Source organism: Gemmatimonadota bacterium (genome assembly GCA_040388535.1).
GTDB lineage: Bacteria > Gemmatimonadota > Gemmatimonadetes > Gemmatimonadales > GWC2-71-9 > Palsa-1233.
In genome coordinates this window covers 462,328-481,256 of sequence record JAZKBR010000001.1, presented here as the reverse complement: position 1 = coordinate 481,256, position 18,929 = coordinate 462,328, and the positions used below count along the sequence as shown (strand labels likewise).

Sequence of the window (18,929 nt, the reverse complement as noted above, 5' to 3'; positions counted from 1 at the left end):
ATCATCACTACTCCGATCCCCGGGACGATTGTCGCCACCCCATCAAGCAGTTCCTTCAGCGCGGTCACTGGGGCAGCGCTTCCTGCCGCTCAACTGCTCTCGATCACAACGGGTGGGGGCTCGCTGACCGGCCTCTCGGTTGGGACTGTTACTTACACCGGGACTCCAGGGTGGTTGGCGACTCCGACGCTCAGTTCCTCGACGACGCCATCGACTTTGACTCTGCGACCGAACACCACAAGTCTTGCTGCCGGCACCTATAGCGCAACCGTTCCGCTAAGCGCGGTAGGAGCGGCCTCGACCACCGTGAGCGTAACGTATACAGTGAGTGCGACGCCCCTCCCCGGCACGCCAACGCTGATCGCACCGACAAACGGCGCGACGGGAGTATCCACTTCCACGGCCTTCAGCTGGTCAGCTGTCACCGGGGCCACTCGCTACTGGCTGAACGTGGCGACTACCCCAGGTACACTTCCGGCCGATGTGAATGTGCATGTCTGTGCCGGTTGTGTCATCTCGGACACGACGCTCACCACCGGCCACACTTTGCCCGCCCCTTTCCCGAGGGGTACTCCTTCAACCACGCTAAACCCGGGGACACAGTACTACTGGACCGTCCAGGCGCTTACGCCGACAATCCCAGGGCTTTACGCCGGCGGCCCTTATTCTGTGGTGGGGAGCTTTACTACAGCGGTTGCCGCCGGGCCGAGCATCACAGTGGATAGCACCATCGTACAGTACGCGCACACCCAAGGCAATTCTCCTCCGACAGCCCGGGTGATAAGCATCTCCAACGGCGGAACCGGGCTACTTAATGGACTCAGCATCGGTTCCGTGACTTACGCACCAGGCCAGCCGACGGGGTGGTTCAACCCCGCGTTGACCGGCACGACGGCGCCCACTTTGCTATTCCTCACGGTCAACCCTTCATCTCTGCCGGTGGGGAACTACTCCGCCACGGTTCAACTCTCCTCCACCGCGCCGGGACTCACTGGCGGGCCGCGAACGATCACGGTCGGCCTAGTTGTTTCCGCCGCCCCGGTGACCTTCGTTAGCCTCACTGCAGGAAGCCGCCACACATGCGGTCTGACCGCCTCCGGAGCAGCCTATTGCTGGGGCGTCGGGAACCCACTTGGTGGGCTCGGCGACGGCACGGCGACTGACCGGACCACCCCCGTGTTGGTCTCGGGCGGTCTGACGTTTATCAGTCTCACCGGCGGTGGATACCATACATGTGGGTTGACATCTGTTGGGGCCGCCTACTGCTGGGGAGATGACCGCTGGGGCCAGCTTGGCGATGGCAAGCCAGCTGATCGTCAGTTCACCCCCGTGCCTGTTAGTGGCGGACTGGCCTTCGCACAGCTGTCTGGAGGCAGCGGACATACTTGCGGGGTGACGACTGTCGGAACTGGCTACTGCTGGGGGTCTTCTGGGGCTCTGGGAGGGAGTGTTCTCGGCGATGGCACAACGCAGGAGCGCCACACACCAACCCCGGTTGCGGGGGGCCTTGTCTTCGCCACGATTGAGGCACGTGTGTTTCATTCCTGCGGAAGAACATCGGTCGGAGCAGTTTATTGCTGGGGGTGGAACAACAATGGACAACTCGGGGACGGCACGACAACTCCGCGCATCGCACCAGTGTTAACAATCGGCGGTGTCGCCTTCGCCAAAGTGCAATTGGATCAATACTCCACCTGGGGCCTTACACAAGCTGGTGCGACCTACTGCTGGGGAGCGTACTGCATATACCCGGGGAACGGTGTGGTGACCACACCGAGTTCAGTTGCGGGTGCCCCAGCACTGACTAGCCTCGCTGCCGGCTGGAATTTCGTTTGCGGTCTTGCGGCGACGGGGACGGCCTATTGCTCCGGCGAAAACGGTGTCGGGCAGCTAGGCGACGGAACGACAATCTCTCGCGGCACATTTGCTCCGGTTGCGGGCGGCTTGGTGTTCACGAGGCTCACCGGGGGTGAGGGACACACGTGCGGGATTACGGTTGGAGGGGTGGCCTACTGTTGGGGATACAACAGCGATGGCCAACTGGGCGATGGGACGAATATCTCCAGAAGTCTGCCAACTCGCGTATCCACTCCATAGCTCGAGACAGTTGCTTCTAGGGAGGTTGGTCCGCGCCAGAAAAGGGTGCAGGAATCACAAATTTGCTGCCCGTAAGAACGGGGGAATAGCCCAAGAATCTCCGGCGGTTCGCCGGAGTCTATCAATATGTGAAGGGGCCTGCTGGGCATCAGGCAGATGCTCCGGAGGCCACGCCACGAGTGCTGTTGGGCGTCTAATCCTTACGCGCTCAGTGAATTCGGAGGAGGGGTCAGGGGACGAGAGCACCGTTCCTACCCCGTGGGGACCGGCACCACGCCTCGCGCCATCCGAGCCCTCAGTCGAACGAACCCAGGGGGTTTTCGTCCCCTGGGGGCGGAATGTCCTTGGGTGATCATTGGCAACACACCCGCTCATATCGAGGCTCGCTGGGCCGAGCCACTATCCGGTTTTGGGGCTTCGGGGTGCGGTTTGACGGCGGAATGACGGCCCGAAGCGATCTTTGCCTTCCGCCTACATCAATCCCAAGACAGCGAGCCCGCTGTGACCGGCTTTCGAGTCAGGAGCCTGAGCGTGCTGCGCCAATTGTGCGCGACCATCGGTGCCGCAAGTGCACTTGCCTCCTGCGGGGGTGGCGATGGGGTCACGCCGCCGTCAGTCGGTGGCGTCAATTCTGTGGCAGTCACACCGGCAAGCATTACACTCAAGACTGCCGAGACGGCCCAGCTCACGGTCCACGTAGACGCCGGTGTGGGGGTGTCGAACGAAGTAGTGTGGTCCACAAGCGACGCCCCTGTCGCAACAGTGAGCGCGAGCGGTGTGGTCACTGGCGTCGCCCCGGGCGCAGCTACGGTCGTCGCCACGGCAAAGGCTGACCCACGGAAGATGGCTTCTGCCACAATCACAGTGTTGCAGGTCACGAATACCCTTACCGTGGTGGTCGGCCCCGGAGTCGTAGCTATTCCGGATACAGGCGAGCGCTCCTACCCGAGCAACTCACAAGTCTCTTACCAGTTCCAATTGAAGCCGGGGTACGAGCACCTCTTGGTTCGCCGGGATACGATAACTGTTCCGCCAACTGGGACTATATCGCTCAGCCGGGACATGAGACTGCTAGCGGTTGCTGATTCGGTGCTGCTGGTGGCTCCTGCGGATCAAGCATCGCTCGTCTCGCCAATCAGGCAGATGCTCACGAGCTCCAATCCGCTGCCGGGCTACTTTGCCTTTCAGTCGGCGGCAGACCAATTGTATTCCACTCTTCCCAGAGCCGAGGCAGCTCAGCGGATTCAGGCCGCTTTCAATTCCGCATTTGACCCGGCACGGGATGCTAAGGCGCTTCGATTGGCTTCGGTCCGAATCTTGGATAGCCTTCAAAAGGCGACGTCATCCCCCCCTCTGCGGGCAGCTCCCCTGGCCAAGATCACGGCAGGCAAGCTCGACCCCCTTCCGGTGACCTTCTTGTTCAGTAATGGGGTCTTCACCCCGGCTAAGTCTCCACCGATAACACTAAAATACTACCTCACCCCTACGATCGTTCGTGCGGGGTTTCCCAGCCCGACCGTCGATTTTGTTCTGAATCGCAGCGGCCTCGATGAAGGCACTGACGCGGTTCAAGCGTGGAACTGCCTCACGGCGCTACCGCTTCAGCTCAGTTCGGTTGCCGCCGCATTCCAATGCCTTGCCTCCTATCAAGGCGTAACCGCGTTGGCGGACCTCGGCGAATCCGCCACACAGTATTTCATCCCGCCCATTCTCAGGGTCACCGAAGATGCCAGGCGACTCGCCGATCGTATCCGTGCGGAGTACTTGCTTGGGAACGCGGTGATCGTCATCGCACATTCACAGGGGAACTTGGTTACCGAGCAAGCGCTCAGCATCCTCCAGACTGAAAGCCCCCCTCTGGTCGCTGCAAGCTGTGTGGGGGTTGTATCGATCGCTCCTCCACGCCCCCGAATTGGTTGGGGTGACCAAGTTACAGACATGATCATTCGCGATGGTGTCGCGCAGGACATCCTCTCGCTTTTCTCCATCGCCGACGCTTCCACGCCCTCGGTGTCCAACTCCCTCTCTGCATCGTACAAGCTCTCCTCGTCATTCTTTGTTATGGCTGTCCTACACGGACTCAGTCTCCATGACATCCAAGGCAGCTATCTGGCTCAAGTGGAAACCGAGGCAGTGATCATTGGGGCGCTACAGGCCCAGGCGAACAAGCTGAAGGCGCGTTGCACGGCTTTGACACCTGCGCAGCTCGACGTCACCTCCAATACCGCTACCTCCTGGACGATCACTCCCGGCGGACTTTCAGGCTCGGGCCTGACCGCCTCGTATTCCGTCAGGCCAGGCGCCAGCGGGACGACCTATACCATCACTCCCGCCGTGCTTCCGGGACGGACCGTGAGTTTGTCCGGCACCGATGGGGTCGGGCCGAGTGTTAGGCTCCTGCCCGGCCAAACGAAGAGCCTAGCCATCACCTATTCTCCGCTGACTCAGCCGCCTGGGCTTCTCCCACCGCCATCGCTCTTGGCGCCGCCCAACGGAACCTCCGGAAGTTCGACTCTGCCCACATTTAGCTGGTCTGCTGTCGCCGGTGCAAATGGCTACTGGTTGATGATCGCGACGAGCCCGAGCGCGTTCCCTACCGATCCAGCAGCGAGCACCTGTCCCGGATGCCTGATGGCTGGGTTCACGACCACGACAAGCCATTCGCTCCCGAACGCCTTCCCAAATGGTGGCTCTGCGATCGTAGCACTGAGCGGGGGGACGACCTACTACTGGAAGGTGCAGGCGTTCAACAACTCGACCTCGCCGACTACGCAAGGGCAGTACTCGGCGACGAACAGCTTCACCACCGCCGCGGCCACGTCACCTAGCATCACTCTGGACCGAACGACTGTGCCGTTCACATATACGGTTGGCGGACCGGTTCCAGGGAGGCAGGTGGTGAACATCACCAACGGCGGTTCCGGTACGCTCAATGGACTGAGTATCGGGTCAGTGACTTACGCGCCCGGCCAGCCCACAGGGTGGCTCAACACGGCGCTGACGGCTACAACGGCGCCTGCGGGGTTGACGCTCACGCTGCTCCCTGGCAGCCTTTCATCAGGGACGTACAATGCAATTGTTCCGATTAGTTCGACAGCGACTGGGATAACTAATAGCCCCCAGCAAGTAGCGGTAACATTCGTCGTAGCGCAGAGGCCCGGGCTGGTCGACATATCCACTGGTGGAGAGACTTCGTGTGGAAGGACGCAGGGCGGGGTAGGCTACTGTTGGGGGTGGAACATATGGGGCCAATTAGGAGACGGGACCAATACTTCGAGAACAATCCCGACGCTCGTAGCTGGCAACCATGTATTCGCTCGTATCTACTCGGGCGGTGGAGTGTCGTGCGGGCTCACCAATAGCGGCAGCGCGTACTGCTGGGGGAACAACAACTATGGATTAATTGGGAACGGGACGACGTCGTGGAGTGATGTCCCAGTCCCAACGGCGGGAGGGCTCTCGTTTGTCGAACTGTCACTAGGAGGCGCAAATTGTGGTCGCACCGCCACCGGGAGCACCTATTGCTGGGGGCAGAACAATGTAGGCCAAAGCGGTTCGGGCAGTAACAGCCAGGATATTCTTGCGCCCTCCCTTGTCGTAGGGGGCCTTGTGTTCACTTCACTCTCAGGGAACTCAGGTTCTCCTACGACTTGTGGATTGATCGTAACCGGAGAGGCGTACTGTTGGGGGGCGAATTTCTTGTATGGGAATATCGGAGACGGTACCCGGGAGAATCGCGCCACTCCAACCGCAGTGGCCGGTGGACTTCGGTTCTCGCAAATACGGGCGGGTTCAGCGAGCACTTGTGGGCTCACTCTCGACGGAGTCGCCTATTGTTGGGGGGCCAATTCGTCGGGTTCCGTTGGAGATGGCACGACAATCGATCGATCTGTCCCGACGCGAGTGGCCGGTAATCTGACCTTTACAAGTCTTGCCTCGGGAGGTGGCACAGCGTGTGGCATCACCGGAGCTGGGGCAATGTACTGTTGGGGAGAGAACTTTTATGGCGCCCTCGGGGACGGTACGACGGTCTCGCGGTCCGTCCCCACCTTGGTTCTCGGAGGGCTTTCTTTTGTGACTGTGTATGCGGGCGGCAATCAAACGTGCGGCAGAGTTGTGACAGGAGAGTTCTATTGCTGGGGGCTGAATGAGTTCGGCCAGCTGGGAGACGGTACTACAGTGAATCGAACTGTACCTACCCTGGTCCGTAGCCCGTGAGAACGTTGGCGCAGAGCTGCCCGTGGCAATTGCTCGGCCCAACGACAGCCCTAGGTGGCGTCCGGTCCTTTGTACTTTCGGGGAGTGTCTCGCCTACTTAAAGCGGCGACAGCACCTTGCCTCCGGAAATCCCTTCGCCAACCGGCGTGAAGGCGAGCCTCCTCAGGTGATTGCCCGGCAGAGAATCGCGCGACCCAGTGAGGAGCTTGACCCGGCACTCACCAATTTCCGACGGGATGCGGCGCCCATTCCGTTCTTCGTTTTCGTCCGCTGACCCGTACTCGGTGCTATCGGAACGGGTTGAGCGCTAGAGGTCATGCTGAGATAGTGACCATACCCTATTCCGTAGGTGGCACGCTACAGGTCGCTGCGCTTGTGGCAATCGCCAAAGTCAAGTCCCATGTGCTGAACTCTCAGGGGAATGAGGGAGGCGGGCCGTACTCAGTCGACTTGATCGCTGCTTTGCGCGCTGGGTTGCCGCTTGGGCGGGCTCCATTCCCGGTGCGTTGTCGAGGAAATGTTCGGCCGTCGCGGGCCTGTCAAAGAGAGTCGCAACGTAGACTGACGGATTTGCCATTGCGTCCTGATTCCCCGGCGTACGTTTCGACTCACTTCGAGCAACCTGCACGATGGGGAGAGCACCGGTGGACCTGAAGCCTAGCTTGGCGCACAGACTATACATCGCAGCCCAGGCATTGCTGCTCGCGGCCGCTGTCGCTTTGCCGGCACCCGCCCAGCGTCCGCCGCGGGTGGTTGAGCTTTCGACCAGTCGGCAATTTCATGATGATGTTGCTGGTCAAGACGTCACGGTATGGCGCGTGGTTTCCGTTGTGGGGTCGGAGCGAGACACACTGGCTGGGATTGAGGTGTTGCGAATGCCCGGCTTCGTTTCGGACACCCTCGTCAGGGGATTCGCGGTCGATTCTACCAACCAGGAGCGGTTCAGATTTCAGTGGCGGCCCGGCCGGGCGGTTGAATGGAAAGCGATGCCTTCCGTCCGCGACGGCGCCATCGAGATCACTGCTGATGGGGCGTCGCTGATATACATTCTGGACTTGACTTCCAGGGCAGAGGCGCAGGGTGTGGTAGAGCCGTGGGACGGCGGTACAGCGGTGCTCACACCACGTGTTCCTGAGTTTACCGAGACGGACGCGAGGTGGTATTCGCCCCATGCCTGTCCTGGATCATCGCCGTTCGTGGCAACGTTTCTCTGGTCACTCAGCCTCACTGATCGGACTAGTGGTTTCCTCCGACATTCGGTGGGTGCTGATGGATCTGTCCACACCGACACCATTCCGCCTGATGGTTTACCGTGTATGGCCACCCAGCTCGCGGCGCGGGATACTGCGGCCCCGGCTGCGCCCATGGCTTCGGCGTTACCGGTGGCGGTCCCCGCCGCCAACTTCCCGCCCGCGAGCACTATTAGCACCAACTGGATCGTTCCGATACTGCTGGTCGCGGTCATTTTTGCCTTCGTCGGCTTCGGAGCTCGTTGGGGAGTGCGCCAATGGCGAAATCGAAGGATTTCTCATGAGGGCTCGACCGCGATCCCTCATGCGGTGCTGCCACCGACTCAAGGGTCGTTCACGAGAAGACCGGGGTGGGGGACCCGCTCGTCCTTTTGGCGGGTTTTCGGCGCTGTTTTCACAATTATTGTCGTCGTTATCTTGATCGCTCCTACCGGAGGGCAGAAGAGCAGCGGAGATGAGCAGCCGCTACCGTCGGCCGCTGCTTCAGCCTCAGGTGCTGGCACGGCCGAGAGTCATTCGGATGCTTGCGGGAGAGGCAATGCTTCTATCGATCGTGGAGTTGTGGTGCGATCCACAGATGCCAATCAGATTGCACTCGAGATCGGATCAACTGTATGGGCCGCGGCGACTGAATGTCCGACAGCACGACAGCTCACACTGACCACGAGTGTCGGTGGTACGGATCAATACGGTAGCCCGACAACCCGGCAGGTAGACCAGTCGATCTTTTCGGAACTGGACGAAGTCCGGCGCTATCGTACGGCCTCTGCCTATGCTACCAATCCCCCGGATGCGCACACGATCCGGATAGCCGCGGCGGGCCTCAAAGTGCAGTGCGCTTTTGGTGTGTTAGACCGCTTGATGTGCCGTGAGTGATTCCCCTTGGTCTCCTCACTATTTCTCCTCTAAAAGTCACCCCTCCTCAAGGTGTCCGGTGCACAGGTTATTGCTCCACTCGATGGGACAAGGGGACTGTTTGCTTGCCGTCGGCCCGTCTTGGCGATAAGCCCCCAATACCGTACGCTGGGGGCCAATCTCCAATAATTGGAGGCGCCGTTCGCGTGCTGCGGGATCGGCCCCTTTTTTCCGCCGGGAGAGCCAGAATCTGGACGAGCAACCAATCCCATCACCCCCTCGATCTCCTGCATGCCACCCCCCTCGTAAAGGGTTCGTGTCAACTTCGGGGTTGGCGCGAGAGGGCGCTAGATAGATATGTTCGCAGTATCGCTTACAGCATCACAAAGGTATTTCCCGGTGAGGAATTGATGATTCCCGCAACCCGCGGTTCCGCTCGGCCGACTGTTCCCTGGGCTCGACCCCTTGCGGTCGAAGTTGACACGAACCGCGAAGTGGTCGCGGCACGCTACCCGATCTTCGATGAGCTCCCGGAGCCCGCCACCGATACGGTCCTCAGGGACTTTCTCGCGATCACGCGTGACAGTTCGTTTGAGCGTAATTGTCGAGGCGTGCAACAGTTTGTGGAGAATCACGGGCTGCTGATTTCTCCGTTCGGCGAGCCTCTGCCGATGCGACCCTCCGGGACGGACAACGTCTATCGCGAATCGCTGAAGGACTACGTGGTAGCCTCCTTACTGGTCCGCAGTACCCTCCGGCTTCACCTGGCCTTGGTTGGCAAGCTCAAGCCTGACCCTGCGGATGTTCAACTGGTTGCGGACTTTCTCTTCAACCATACAGATGCACACTTAATCGCTCGGTTTAAGCGGGTCTGCTCCCCGGTGGATGTCACGAGCATCTGGCAGCGTCACGATCAGCCACTCCCCATCGAACATCGGGGTAGTAGCGGTGATCTTCGAGCCGCGTGGAGGGCGTTGCAAGTTCAGCGGGTCCTGGAGGTGTTCGAGATTTGGACTAGAGAGGGTGAGGTGCGGCCGAGGCTCATGCGCGGGGAGTCAGGCCTTGTGGAAGTTCACTACACGGGTGCGGCGTGGGGCGCGCTGGCAGGTGCCATGCAAGATGCAATCGTCGGAAGCCCCCGACTGGGTGTTTGTGCCTATTGCGAAACGGTATACCAGGGGGCGGTGAAACAGCCGCGCAGGGAATACAAGAAGCGGCGGGTGCGGCTCTGCTGCGGGGAATTGGAGTGTCTGCGGAAGAAGCGGCGGGAGCAGACTGCGAAGTCGCGCAAGCGAAGAGTATGAACCTCGCGCACGCGCGCGCGCGTACCACCCCCTCATTCGCTGGCCGAGCCGGGCCGCGAAGGGAACAGTTCTGGCGAACGCTACCCCGCTCGCCTCAGTGTGTTGTACGCGCTCTCCCCAGCCCCGAAATAGTGGTCGAACACATGGGCGTATGCCCGGTCGACCTTCGCCTTCCGCAGCTCCAGGGTGTACCGCGCAGGTAATCCCCGCATCTCGAGCTTCAGGGTCTGCATCACCGCGGCTCGCGCTTGCTGTTTTTCTCGCCAATCGAGGACGAGTTTCTCTCGCTTCAGGGTCTCAAGGAGCTCCCGGGCCACCCTTTTCACATCAGCTTCCTCGGCCTTGGTCAGGACCGGCTCCGGCTTGGTCAGAATATCGAAGAGCGCGAGCTCCTCTTCGCTGAGCCCCTCCGCCATCGCCCGACGGTCCTCCTCGGTCAGCGCCCGCGCGAACTCCTTCAGCTCGAGGAAGAACTGTTCGATGTTCCGGCTGCCGGCGTTGTACTCATCGATCAGTTTCTGGAACTTCTCGGCCAGGTCAACTCGAGAGCTGTTCATCGCGAGCATCTGGTGGAGCTGCCCCTCGATCAGCCGCTTGAGCTTCTCTGCCTCCGTGCGCTTGTGACCGGCAGTGAACTTCGCCTGCAGTGCCTCAAAGTCGATCTCGGAAAGGTTGATCAGCGCGGCCGGCTGACTGGCTGGCCCAATCCGGTACCCCTCAGTCGCGATCGAGTCGTTCAGGAGAGCCTCGACCTCGCCCATAACATCCGAGATATCGGCCGGATCGGTCTCCGAACGAATCTTCGCGGCAATGTATGCGACGAGTACTGCGAGGGGGGCCAGTTCGTTGGCCAGTGGGTCGGGAAGGATCGCCTTGAACAGTCTGGCCACCCGACTCGCCAGCTGCAGGAAGTTCTGCTTCTCCGCTTCGCTCGCCAGGAAGGCTTCCACTGCGTCATCAATCAGCCCGATCCGCTCGAATCCCTGCGCATGAGAGATGTTGCTTAGACGCACCCCCCTCAGCTCGGCGAACACGGTCGCCTCACTCAACGCAGATTGGAGTGCGGCCACGAGCTCGGTCTTGTCCAGGATCGGTCCACGGCCCTCGGACGACGCTTCGCCGGGCTCGGGCTGGGCATAGGTGGCGAGGGCGCGCTGCAGTGCCCGGAAGATGCCGATATAATCGACGATCAGCCCCGACTCTTTGCCGGGGGCTACACGGTTTGCCCTGGCGATGGTCTGCATCAGGGTGTGTGCCCTCATGGGCTTATCGAGGTAGATGGTCGAGCAGGTAGGCACATCGAAGCCGGTGATCCACATCGCGCAAACGAAGACCAATCGGAGGTTGTCGGCTGGGTCCTTGAACTTCTCGTCCATATCCTCCTTCAGCATCCGCTTCCGGTGCGGGAGGATATCCAGGCCTTTGGCTTTGAGGTCCGCCACCTCATTCTGGCCCTGCGAGACCACCACAGCCATATCGGTGGTCTCCATCAGCCGGATGCGCTCCGTCAGGGCCTCGAGGGCATCCCCAAGGGCCTGAGCCTGTGCGGCGATAAGCCTTGCAACCTCGGCCTTCCAGTAGAATTGGACTTTGCCGTACATCCGGACCGCCGTCGCCTTGTCGATACATACCATCATCGCCTTGCCACGGTATCCGCGACCGGTGAAGTGGGCCACGATATCCTTGGCAATAGCATCGAGCCGATCTTCGCGGGTGATGATGTGGTACTCGCGTCCGAATTCCCGCTCCAGCTTCTTCTCTTGCTCCTCGTCCAGCTCAGCGGCCTCCAGCAGGAGTTCCAAGTCCCGGTTCAACTCCGCGTTGGTCAGCTGTACTTCTGGGATCCGGTTTTCGTAGTAGAGTGGCACCGTCGCGCCGTCGGCGACCGACCGGGCGAAGTCGTAGACGCTGACATAGTCGCCGAAGACCTCCCGAGTCCTCTCCTCTTCTCCCTTGATGAGCGGTGTGCCGGTGAACCCGATAAAGCCGGCGTTCGGAAGTGCGTTCCGCATGTTGAGGGCGAAGATGTCGTACTGGCTCCGGTGCGCCTCGTCGGTAATCACGATCACATCCGATCGATCCGAGAGCATCGGGTAGGGCCGACCGAGTTCGTTCCTGAATTTCTGGATCAGGGTGAAGATGTAGCGCTCGTTCCCGCGGAGCAGCTCCTTCAGGTGGTCCCCGTTGGTAGCCCGCACATCCTCCTTGGAGGTGGCCCCGGTCGCTTTGAAGGTCTTGCTGATTTGATCGTCGAGTTCCTCGCGATCCGTGACGATCACGAAGGTGCAACTTCCTAAGACTTTGCGGAGGACCTTCTGGGTGAAGAACACCATCGAGAGGCTCTTTCCCGAACCCTGGGTGTGCCAAAAGACCCCGAGTCTCTTGCTCTCATGGCGTTCGCCCTTCCGCAGCTCCACCAGGCGCGCGATGGACTTGTTCACGCCGAGGAGTTGGTGGTTCTTCGCGATCTTCTTGATCCAGCCGCCCTTTCCCTCCTCGAACACCGTGAAGTTTTCGATGTAGTCGAGGAGCCGGCCCGGTTCCAGCAATCCCCGAAGTGTCCGCTCCAGGCTCACCTTTCCGACCTCGCCTTCGTCGGCCACCCGCTTCCAGTCGAAGAAGTGCTCCCACTCGCTCGTCAGCGTGCCAACCTTTGTCTCGGAGCCATTCGAGAGCAGGATGAACGCATTGGGGTGGAAGAGCTGCGGGATGCTCTGGCCGCGGTAGTCGCGCAGGTTATCGTCGAATGCGCTCTTCAGCGGGACCGCCGGTTGCTTGAGCTCAATGAACACCAACGGCAGGCCGTTGACGAAGCCTACGAGGTCACATCGGCGGCGATACATGTCGCCGGCGACCCACATTTGCGAGGTGAGGAAGAACTCGTTGTTGCCCGGAGCATCCCAGTCAATAACACGGAGAGTCTCGGTGCTGTGTGTGCCGTGCTCGTCGGGCACCTTTACTTTGACGCCGTCCTTCAGGAGCCGGTAGAAGTCACGATTGGCATTGACGGCGATCTGCTTGGACCGGTCCTGTGCAAGTTGCTCAACCGCTTGACCATAGGCGTCGAGTGGCAGCCCGGGGTTCAGCACCTCGAGCGCGTCGCGTAGGCGACGGGTCAGGATGACTTGCGACTCGCTCTGGCGCCCTTCGCTCCCCAATTCCCCGAAGGTCTCGGTGAATAAATTGGTATACATCCAGCCCAAGGATTTAAGTAGGTTGATCGCCGGCAACTCAACCAGCTCCAGTTCGCCGTAGCCTGCGGAGACCCCCTTCACCCCGGGAGGCGGAATCATGGGGCGTTGGTCCCGGAGACCGACATTGCAGAAACCTCCAGTTCTCCGGTGATGAGTTTGGGCAGCAGAAGGTTGCGGGCGACGAGAAGCTCTTCATTGCTCCTCGTGAGCACTTCGACCAGCGCGTTCATGGGGCCGACGACCTTGCTGAATTGGTGCGCCAACGTAGGTGGAGGTGCCAGTACACGCATCGCCGCGATTTGGCGACGGGTTATCCTAAGTCGCGTCGTCCCAGATGCTTGAGTTGCGAACGCTGCGAGTGTCGCTTCAGAGTTGAGGAAGTGGAGCAGGAATTCAGGGGACGTCCGAGAGACTTCTGCCTCAGCGATCGCTACGTCCACTGCTGTAATCATTTTCCATGGCTTCGGGGTTACGAGCCAAGCCCGACCAATCGGAGTGGGCATACGTGCAATGAGGATCTGACCAGGCACGATCTCGCGGCAACGGAGCCGTGTGAAGGTGTCCCGAGAAATAAACCGGTAGTTACCTGTCTCAACGAAGCGGTTGATCCCGACGTTGGAAATTTGGAGCAGCCGAAAGTCCTCACCCCCCTGATCCTTCGATTCGACCCAATCACCGTCTTCAATGGACTTGCAGAGATCGCTCAGATGCGATCGTTCCCAGGTTTCCGGAACAAGGCCATCGTCCGAAGCGCGCATTCGCACTCGCTCGTGCCCCGGGAAGCGGAACCTGACGAACCACTCCTCGAAGGTGCGCTTAGCCATTTCCTCCAGGATAACGATCCGCCTCGTGTTGTTGTCGATCAGGTCGTCGTAAGCCGAAAGGATGTCAGCGATTCGACGCTGCTCTTCGATCGGAGGGTATTCGACTTCAACTAGAGCCAGTTTTTCGTTGGGGAGGTGCTTGATGGTTGATCCGGTGAAGTACTGGTCGAGGGCCCGTGTCTGCCCTTTATGTGTCAGGCTATAGAAGAGGAATCTGTGGTCGATGCCGGCCCCCGCCCGCACACGGTGCAGCGCCTTCTGCAACATCATCCCAGGGAGTTGTTCGCGCCAAATGGCACAACGCCCCGGCTCGCCACCCTCGCACATCACGATATCGCCACTCCGAATCCCATACCGCTCGAGCTCGCGCTCTTCGAACCGCATTTCTCGGAGTGCCGATAAGTCGAACGCTCCCCATCGCACGTTTACGTTGGCTAGGTATGGGCGCAACACTCCCTTATTCTTTACTTTGTCGAGCATTTTCCCGAGGGAGAGATCCGCCAAATCACCGAGCCGGCCGCGCATCCAGCTCATGCGAGCAACTCCTGTACTCCCTGGTCGATGGCTTCCCGAAGCGGAATTGCCGCCAGATCCAGTTTCTGCAGCTCCTCGTTCAATTCCTGGAGTCGCTCTGCGAAGTCGAATTCATCGGCGGCGCGAGCACCGATGCCGACATACCTCCCCGGATTCAGGCTCCAACCATTGGCCTCGATCTCATTTAGGGTAGCGGCCTTGCAGAGACCGGCAACGTCCGTGTACGTCGCGCCGGGGAAGTGCTCGCTCACCATCGCCTTGCTTCCTTGGTCGTACTCCGGTTCCTCCCCGCGGTACAGTCGCACGATGTTGGCCAGGAGCTCCAACTGCGCAGGAGCGAACTCTCGAATGGCCCGGCTTACCTGCACAAAGAACGGCCTAGCATCGATGAACAAGACCTTGTCTCTGCGCGGCCCGCGTGCCTTCGCGCGGTCGAAAAACCATAGGGTGCAGGGGAGTGTGACCGTGTAGAAAAAGTTGGAGCCCACGGTGACGATCACGTCTACCACTCCGCTCTGGATCAGCTTCTTGCGTATGTCCTGCTCGCTGCCACGCGCATCGCCGGCTGAGTTTGCCATGACGAAGCCGGCACGGCCGTTCTGGTTAAGGCTGGCCCCGAAAAGCTGGATCCACAGGTAGTTCGCGTTGTCGGTAGTCGGCAGCCCAAGCAGGAAGCGGGGGTCATCCTTCAGCCTGTCCTTATCGACGCCGGATACGTTGAATGGCGGGTTGGCCATCACGAAATCAAATCGACCACCTTTGCTCGACACCGCCTTCTGGGGGTCCTCGTAGTAAGTGTTGGCCTCGCGGACGTCCCCTGACAGCCCGTGAACCGCGAGATTCATCTTGGCCAGCTTCACGGTGTCGCTGGCCTTCTCGGTCCCGAACACGGTGAGCTCCCGCGTCGCATTCTTTTGATGGCGCTGTACGAAAGCGGCCGATTGCACGAACATCCCCCCTGAGCCGCAAGCAGGGTCGAAGATTCGACCGTGGAACGGCTGTAGGATCTCGACGATCAGCCTGACTATGCTGGGTGGAGTGTAGAAGACCCCGCCTTTCTGTCCCTCTTTAAGGGCGAAGTTGCCTAAGAAGTATTCGTAGACCTTTCCGAAGGCATCGCCCTCCAAGTCCAACGGCGCCAACAAACGGAGCAGCTCACCCAGCGTCGCATTTGGCAGGAGGTTGTAGCCGCGGGGGAGGACACCTTTCAGTTCTGGGTTGTACTCTTCGACCAACGACATCGCAATCGTGATGGCCCTGCCCAGGTTGCTCCCCTCGGTGAGCCCCACCAAGTGGGAGAAGCGGGCCTCGTCCGGCAGAAAGAGCACACCTTCCGCCTGGTAATCCACGGCTTCGATCTCATCCGTTGGCGTCCCCTCCCTAGCCCAAGTCTGAGTCAGTTCGGTGAACCGCTTGTCCGCATACCGCAGGAAGATGAGCCCGAGAACGGGGGTGGAGAACTCCGCAGGCTTAAGACCAGTGTTGGCCCAGAGCTCGTCAGCGGCGGCCCAGAGATGTTTTTCGACTGCTACGAGGTCGGCGGCCATATGGTCCTGACATGGGGGGAGATGTCCGGCTGGCGGACATTGAATCTGGGGTGTCGGGGCAGCGGGCTCAACTTTGGCACCACACCTTGGCACCACGGGTTCCGTGGGAGATCGAAATCAAAATCCCACCGAACGTAACGTACGGTGGGATATGAACTTCGTTAGTGGGCCCGGCGCGATTCGAACGCGCGACCTCTTGCTCCGGAGGCAAGCGCTCTATCCAGCTGAGCTACGGACCCCAATCCTGCGGCGCCTAATATGCCCGAAGCCGGGCTTGGGCGCCACGGGTGCGGCCCGAGGTGCTCCGACTGCGGTCCGGCCCACACGACCTCGGGGGCCCCAGGCGTCGCTTCTCCATTCACCCGGCTGCCCGATGGCCCGGGGCGACAAAGCAGTTCCGCCCCCTCGCTTCGCTCAGGGTGACAACCTTTCCGGGCTACTCGGCGCGCAACGCCTCCGTCGGCCGGATCCGCGCCGCCCGTCTCGCCGGCAACCACCCCGCCAGCAACGCCACCCCCAGGATCACCGCCGCCACCCCGCCAAAGACCAGCGGATCACTCCCCGAGACATCAAAGAGCTGCGGCTGGATCAGCTTCCGCCCCGCGTACGCCAACCCGAGCCCGATGATCACGCCGCTGCCAGCCAGAATCGCCCCGCTGCGCACCACCAGCCACGCGACCGACCCCTCCGTCGCACCGAGCGCCATCCGGATCCCGATCTCGTGCGTCCGCCACGCGACCATATACGCCATCACCGAGTAGAGGCCGAGCGCGGCGACCACCAGCGCGAGCGCGCCGCTCAGCCCGAAGGTGATCATCCCGAGTCGCAACGGCCGCAACTCCCCGTCGAGCGCCGTGCCGAGTTTCTTCACATCGATCGCGGCAATGCCGGCATTCGCCCGCATCAGCGTCGCCTTCAGCGCCGGCCAGCTCAACGCCACCCCATCCCGCGGCCGCACCACCAGCGACATCCCGCTGAAGCCGCGCTCCTGACCAATCGGGACGTAGTATTGCATTGAGGCCTCTTCGTGCAGGCCGCTGTGATGAATGTCGGCCACGACACCCACCACCCGCGCACACGGCGCCGTCTTCTCGAAGAGCGTGAGACACTGCGCCAGCGCATCCTTGCCGGGCCAGAGCATCCGCGCCATCGCCTCACCCACAATCACCACCGGATCACTCCCTTCGCGATCGGCATCACCAAAGACTCGGCCACGCACGAGACGCGTCCCCATCGTCGCGAAATACTCGCTGTTCACCGCGGTGATGTACGGTCCGCCCCCCGGCAATTGAGGAATCGAATCCATTCCGGGCACCCAGATCCCCACACCAAACGACCCGTAGAACGGCAGCCCGATCGTGAGCGCCGCACGCTCCACACCCGGCTCGCGACGCACCGCCTCGAGTAACTCGCGATAGCGCGACCGCTCGAGCGCCGAACGTTCCTCGAACGGCCCCGCGCTCGCCGGAAATTGCGCCTCGGCCACAATCACATGCTCGGCATCGATGCCCAAATCGAGCGCACGCACCTGCGCGAGAGACCTCAGAAACAACCCCGCTCCCACCAGCAGCAGCACACTCAACGCTGCCTGCACCACCGTCAGTGCCGACCGGACGCGTGACCGGCCACCACTCACCCGCACGCCACTCTTGAGCGATGCAGTCAATCCGGTGCCGCCGGCACGCAGCGCGGGAATCACCCCCACCACCAGCGCCGTGAGCAGGGTGATTGCTGCCACCGCAAGCAGCACGCGACCATCGACCACCGTGCTGCTCCACCCCGCATTGAGGAAGAGCACCCGCCGCAGCACAGGCTCGGTGAGCCGCGCTACCAGCAGTGACCCGGCACCACCAGCTCCCGCGAGCAGCATCCCTTCGAGCACCAGCAGTCGCACCACACGCGAACGCCCGGCACCAAGTGCCACGCGAATGCCCAGCTCCTGCTGCCGACGCGCGAGCCGCGCGAGTTGCAGGTTCACGAGATTGGCGCAGGTAATCAGCAGGATGATCAGCGAGATCGCGCCGAGCCAGCGCGCGAGCACGCTCTCGAGCGCGGGGCGGGCGGTGTCGTCGAAACTGATCGGTGCCGCGAGGAGCTTCACGTCGCGCGTCCACTTGGGGCCGACATCCGGATTGCGGCTATGGATCGCATCGGCCTCACTGCCAATCACTGCGGCGGTGACACCCGGCTTGCGACGAACGATGATGTTCCAGTTGTTTGAGCGCTTGCTCGCTCCTTTGCCGTTCTCGCTGATCAGCGTCCACGCATCCACTCGGCCGAGTGACGCGCCAGTGAATCCCGCCGGCGCGACACCGATGATCGTGTGCACAATGTCACTCGAGGTGTAGCTCTTGCCCACGACATTCGGATCGGCGCCATAGTCATTCCGCCAGGTCGCTTCGCTCAGCACCGCGAGCGTCGCGCCACCCTCGGCCTCGTCGGCCGGACCGAAGAAGCGCCCGAGCAGCGGCTTGACACCGAGCAGCGGGAAGAACGCGCCATCGGCGGTGCCGACGCGCTGTGGCCGGGCGGCGGCGCCGATACCGATCATCCGGTCGTCAACGCGATAGGCACCCATCGCGGTCGCGCCCTGCATCGAGGTGCGCAGTGCGGAATAGATGGGGTAGGGAATCCACCCCATCGTCTGCTCGCCGAACGGCGGCCCCTGCGTGTGCAGGAAGATCCGCGAGAGGCCATCGCCATCAACGATGTGCTCCGGCCCTCGCAATAGAATCCGGTCGATGAGCGAAAAGGCGGTGACGTTGGCGCCGATGCCGAGGGCGAGGGTGAGCACCATGAAGAGAGTGACGGCGGGCTCGCGGAGCAGGCGGCGCGCGGCGTAGCGCAGGTCCTGGCGCGCGCTCTCAAGGCGTTCGTGCAGCCGCATCCGGTCGTCTCGGTCGTTGGCGGTGGCGTGAAGGGCGCGGAGTGATGCATCGCTCGCGGCGAAGAGTCGCGCGGCTTCGGCGGCTGCCTCTTCGCGCGTGAGGCCATCGCGCATCAGCGACTCGATCCGCAACTCGAGATGGAGCGCGATCTCGTCATCTACTTCGCGACCATCGCCGAGGCGGAGGAGTTTGCGGATCCCGGGGCGGAGAAATGGCAT

The 18,929-nt window shown here is 61.4% G+C and carries 7 protein-coding genes and 1 tRNA gene; 2 read left to right on the top strand and 6 right to left on the bottom strand.

Features of this window, described 5'->3' with window-relative positions; all coding sequences use genetic code 11:
- Positions 1-257 precede the first annotated feature (257 nt).
- Complete coding sequence (locus V4558_02240; GenBank protein ID MES2304289.1) at positions 258-425, bottom strand: hypothetical protein; 168 nt, start codon at positions 423-425, stop codon at positions 258-260.
- A 6,765-nt stretch (positions 426-7,190) separates the two neighbouring features.
- Here V4558_02240 and V4558_02235 point away from each other — a divergent pair.
- Positions 7,191-8,441, top strand: a complete 1,251-nt coding sequence (locus V4558_02235; protein ID MES2304288.1) for a hypothetical protein — start codon at positions 7,191-7,193, stop codon at positions 8,439-8,441.
- A 389-nt stretch (positions 8,442-8,830) separates the two neighbouring features.
- Positions 8,831-9,724: a hypothetical protein gene (locus V4558_02230; GenBank protein MES2304287.1), complete on the top strand. Its 894-nt coding sequence runs from the start codon at positions 8,831-8,833 to the stop codon at positions 9,722-9,724.
- 80 nt (positions 9,725-9,804) lie between these two features.
- Here the strand turns inward: V4558_02230 and V4558_02225 are convergent, their stop codons facing one another.
- The 5 genes from V4558_02225 to V4558_02205 form a co-directional block, all read right to left on the bottom strand.
- Complete coding sequence (locus tag V4558_02225; protein MES2304286.1) at positions 9,805-13,017, bottom strand: type I restriction endonuclease subunit R; 3,213 nt, start codon at positions 13,015-13,017, stop codon at positions 9,805-9,807.
- Complete coding sequence (locus V4558_02220) at positions 13,014-14,276, bottom strand: restriction endonuclease subunit S (GenBank protein ID MES2304285.1); 1,263 nt, start codon at positions 14,274-14,276, stop codon at positions 13,014-13,016. The genes V4558_02225 and V4558_02220 overlap by 4 nt, the downstream gene beginning before the upstream one ends.
- Positions 14,273-15,823 (bottom strand): class I SAM-dependent DNA methyltransferase, encoded by a 1,551-nt coding sequence (locus V4558_02215; GenBank protein ID MES2304284.1) that lies wholly within the window; start codon positions 15,821-15,823, stop codon positions 14,273-14,275. Before V4558_02215 ends, V4558_02220 begins: the two co-directional genes overlap by 4 nt.
- 165 nt (positions 15,824-15,988) lie before the next feature.
- Positions 15,989-16,062, bottom strand: a tRNA-Arg gene (locus tag V4558_02210).
- A gap of 197 nt (positions 16,063-16,259) precedes the next feature.
- Positions 16,260-18,929: an ABC transporter permease gene (locus V4558_02205; protein ID MES2304283.1), complete on the bottom strand. Its 2,670-nt coding sequence runs from the start codon at positions 18,927-18,929 to the stop codon at positions 16,260-16,262.

Excerpts from the sequence above, each read along its gene's own strand:
- V4558_02235 (MES2304288.1), top strand. The coding sequence starts at position 7,191 with ATGCCCGGCTTCGTTTCGGACACCCTCGTCAGGGGATTCGCGGTCGAT.
- V4558_02230 (MES2304287.1), top strand. The coding sequence starts at position 8,831 with ATGATTCCCGCAACCCGCGGTTCCGCTCGGCCGACTGTTCCCTGGGCT.
- V4558_02225 (MES2304286.1), bottom strand. The coding sequence starts at position 13,017 with ATGATTCCGCCTCCCGGGGTGAAGGGGGTCTCCGCAGGCTACGGCGAA.
- V4558_02220 (MES2304285.1), bottom strand. The coding sequence starts at position 14,276 with ATGAGCTGGATGCGCGGCCGGCTCGGTGATTTGGCGGATCTCTCCCTC.
- V4558_02215 (MES2304284.1), bottom strand. The coding sequence starts at position 15,823 with ATGGCCGCCGACCTCGTAGCAGTCGAAAAACATCTCTGGGCCGCCGCT.
- V4558_02205 (MES2304283.1), bottom strand. The coding sequence starts at position 18,929 with ATGCCATTTCTCCGCCCCGGGATCCGCAAACTCCTCCGCCTCGGCGAT.